We start from the raw sequence: 3,850 nt of genomic DNA on the forward strand, positions 1-3,850 counted from the left end.
TTCGGTTTCGTTGCACACGATCAGCCCCTCGACGGCCGCGTCGGCCAGCTCCTGCATACGCGCTGCTTCGCCGGCGCGACGGAGATCGCGCACATCGAGGGCGAGGCCGATAACGGCCAAAAGGATGATGACGATCGAAACGAGGGCTACGCCAGCCGCCATCCATTCCGCGGGCAACGCCGTTGCGGAAATGTCAATGCGCGGGTCTGGCATGATTGCGGCCGCGCCCATCGCAGTGAAATGGTGGCTGCAAATCGCCACCGTCAGCACGAGGGCGCCGAGCGCCTTCCACTTGACCGTGTTGGCGTGAAGCGCAACCGGCAATGCGGCCGCGCCGAACAGCCCACCAAGAGTGATCGACGCGGCGACGAGGGGCACATCCCACACGATGCGGCCCGCGATCTCGAAAGCGGCCATGCCAGTGTAGTGCATCACTGCGATGCCGCCTCCCACGGTCGCACCGCCGATCCAGCGTCCATGTGGGACGCGCGGTGAGATGCCGATCGTGAGACCCGTCCCGGTCAATGCGATCGCGGCCAGCAACGACAGGATCGTCAAGGCGATGTTGTAGCCGCTCGGCACGGCGGGCTGGAAAGCCAACATGGCGATGAAATGTGTCGCCCAGATGCCGAAGCCGGTGGCGACGGCGGCGACGGCTAGCCAGATCCGTCGCATTTCGCGCTCGCTGCGTCCGACATGGTGGAGGAGGTTGACGGCCGTGAAGGAGGCCAGAGCGCAGATCAAGGCGGCCAATGCGACCAAACGCAAGTCATGCTGCGTCGCGATGCAGGTATAGACTTTCAACATGCTCTTCCCCCAATCAGGACAATCCCCGTTTGGGCGAGAAATCTACGGCCAAAACTTGAATAAACCGCTTATGGTGAAATCCCGGTTTGATCATCGTTACCGAAGGTCGTGAAGGACGCTATGGTCCTGGCCGACCTGAAGTTGAGGTGCTGGCGCCTTGCTCCTGATGACCAGAGGCTCCCCCGCAGAAACCGACGTAACATGATTGATGTGGTGGAACGGCCCGCTCCGACAGCATCAAAGTGCTAAACGTGGTCGTTGTTCGAACGCCACAAAGGAGGGACCGTTCCATGAAGCATGCTAGCATAATCGGGCTGGATTTGGCCAAAAACGTTTTCCAGGTTCACGGTGCGGACGCCGGAGGCTCGCCCGTGTTCAACCGGAAACTGCGACGCGGCGAAGTACTGCGCTTCTTCGAGAAATTGCCTTCATGCCTGGTCGGAATAGAAGCCTGTGGCAGCGCTCACTATTGGGCCCGCGAGATCGCAGCTCTTGGCCATGACGTACGGCTCATTCCACCGGCTTATGTCAAACCCTTCGTCAAGCGCGGTAAAACGGATGCGGCGGACGCTGAGGCCATCAGCGAGGCCGTAATCCGCAAGACCATGCGGTTCGTTCCGATCAAAACGGCTGAGCAACAAGCCGAAGCGATGATGCTAAAGAGCCGCGGCCTTCTCGTGAAACAACAAACGCAAGCGGTTAACGCCCTGCGTTCGCATCTGGCTGAGTTGGGCATCATCACCGCCGCCGGCCTGGCAAAGGTCGCGACGTTGGTCGCGATCGTGCGGGATGAGACAGATCCCCGCCTGCCTTCTGCAGCACGCTTCGCCCTAATGGCAATTGCCGATCAGATCGAAGCCTTGATGGACCAGATTGACAGGCTCGAGCGCGCCATCGTTGCAGCGGCGAGGCGTGACGAGGATATGCGTCGCCTGACCACCATCCCCGGTGTTGGCGCCATCACTGCGGCGACCATCAAGGCGCTTGTACCGGATCCCAATGGCTTCAAGTCGGCCCGTCACTTTGCCGCTTGGCTGGGACTGACGCCACGACCGCACTCAAGCGGGGGCAAGGAGCGGTTGGGGCGCATCTCAAAGATGGGAAATCCCGAACTTCGCTGTCTCCTCGTTCTCGGGGCAACATCAGTGCTACGGATCGCGCGGAAGGACGATCGGGCGCGGCCGTGGCTGAAAGCGCTGCTCGCCAGACGACCGTTCAAGGTCGCCGCGATCGCGCTTGCCAACAAGATGGCGCGCATTATTTGGGCGCTTTTGAACAAGGGCGGGATTTATCAGCGCCCGGAACCGCTGACCATGACCGCGAGAGCCATCTGACGAACGCGGTGACGATCAAAACGATCTGACCGGCGAGGGCCGGCAGAGGGCAAGGTGCAATAACAGACGATGAACCTATGGGACGAAATCCCGGGACGAGTGAGGCCGCAGCGTCAATGCGCTTAAAGCGCGTCTGATTGATTAGCCCCTCGTTTCGCGGACTTCATCAAGGCCAGCGGTCACGCACCGCGCTATATAGGCCGGACATATGACCGCACCGTTCCCATATGTGAAGCGACTGAAAAAGCCCTTGCACCGCGGGCCGTTCCACATATGACGCTGGCACAAACACGGTGTGCATGGAAACGGTCGCTGGTCCGCTGGTGTTCGCCGATGATCTCCACTTCGGCCACGACAACGACGCGACTCGGGCCGTAGGCGGGCGCTATTGAATCAGCAACTCGTCCGATTGGCGAGAATTAGGGGGAGAGTGGCGGCACCTATCCAAATTGACCTTGCGTGAATGCGGATTTGTCCTTGATATCCGAGACAGCGGAGGCGTTGGAATGCTTGGTCTTGTCGACACGTTGTACTCTCTACGATATTCGCATTCGTGGCGATCTGCTGTGGCGCCCTCGTCATCGCTGTGCTTCAGGAACCAGATCGGCTCCCCGCCACTCTGCGATCGTTATGGAATGAATTAAACGGACGAGAGCGTTTCCGCTCCTAACTTCCCCGCCACACGGGCGTGCCCAATCTGCGACCCTCATGCGCTGAATCTTGACCATTTAGTACCAGGCGCTGGTCGAACAAAATCGAGCCGGATAGGACGTGCGAGGGAAACGCCTGCCGATTCACCGTCTGTGGACGGGGTCCATCGAAAAACGGGTGCGCTTATTCTTAGTTCCGATAACTCCCCTATCTTCGGCACCCGGTTTGTCAAAGATAGTATCGCTTTGGCGTTGCTTGGCGTACGTTCAACTCGATGCCCTCATGCGAATCCCGCGCTTCTCTCGCGGCCACAACAACCCCTTCCGCGCCACCTTACCCACCCTACCTCAACGCAGGCCTTCATTGCGTCAGTACGTTTTCGCTATCCGTCACAGGCCACGCGTGCAGCAGGATCTGCGCCGCCTCGTTGGTGTTCGCAACTATGCGATCCCTTTCAATGCGACTGAGTTGAACCCTCACCGGAATACCGAACCTTCCCACGCCCATTTCCTCTCTTCCTAAACCGGTCAATTCGGTCCCATCGTCGCCGCTGTCGGGCTAGTGTCTTCATCGAGAAATTCCGGTCGCCTGTTGAGCGCTCAATCTCCGCAAAATAGAGTGAATGCGTCGCTGTCCGGATAAGAGACCGCGATCTTTCCACGTTTGGCAGACGTTCCATGACGAACCGGACGGCATTCTTGAGGCTCGTGCCGCGGACGCGCGTCGTCACAGTTTTGTTGCCGTGATTAGGGGAAAGTGTGAAAACCGTCGCCGGCATTTTAGGGTCGACGTGCAGCATTTTCGGACCTCCCTGCAAAGTCGATGATACGTAGCACCGGCACGTGTCGGCTGTTTGACACCAGCGAAATCACGAAGAGATTCGGCGTGGCATGACCGAGAAGCGTCAACTCATGGAGCCGCCGGTCAGATGCCGTGACTCCGAAAAAAGGATTCGGCCGAATGAAAGGCCAGCGCGCGCCTATCGGCTTCTGTGGCGTCAGGATGCTCGTGCACTAAACGGAGCTTCTTACTATTTCCGAGCGCAAGCCATTGATTTT

The 3,850-nt window shown here is 59.1% G+C and carries 2 protein-coding genes; one reads left to right on the forward strand and one right to left on the reverse strand.

All coding sequences use genetic code 11. The features are described from left to right. On the reverse strand, nucleotides 1–807 hold an 807-nt coding region (locus MAXJ12_RS18220), incomplete at its 3' end, for an MHYT domain-containing protein (protein ID WP_008837415.1). Nucleotides 808–1,097: 290 nt separating this feature from the next. Here MAXJ12_RS18220 and MAXJ12_RS18225 point away from each other — a divergent pair. Continuing rightward, nucleotides 1,098–2,141: an IS110 family RNA-guided transposase gene (locus tag MAXJ12_RS18225; RefSeq protein ID WP_008837416.1), complete on the forward strand. Its 1,044-nt coding sequence runs from the start codon at nucleotides 1,098–1,100 to the stop codon at nucleotides 2,139–2,141. The last annotated feature ends 1,709 nt before the right edge of the window (nucleotides 2,142–3,850 follow it).

The organism is Mesorhizobium alhagi CCNWXJ12-2, from assembly GCF_000236565.1.
GTDB lineage: Bacteria > Pseudomonadota > Alphaproteobacteria > Rhizobiales > Rhizobiaceae > Allomesorhizobium > Allomesorhizobium alhagi.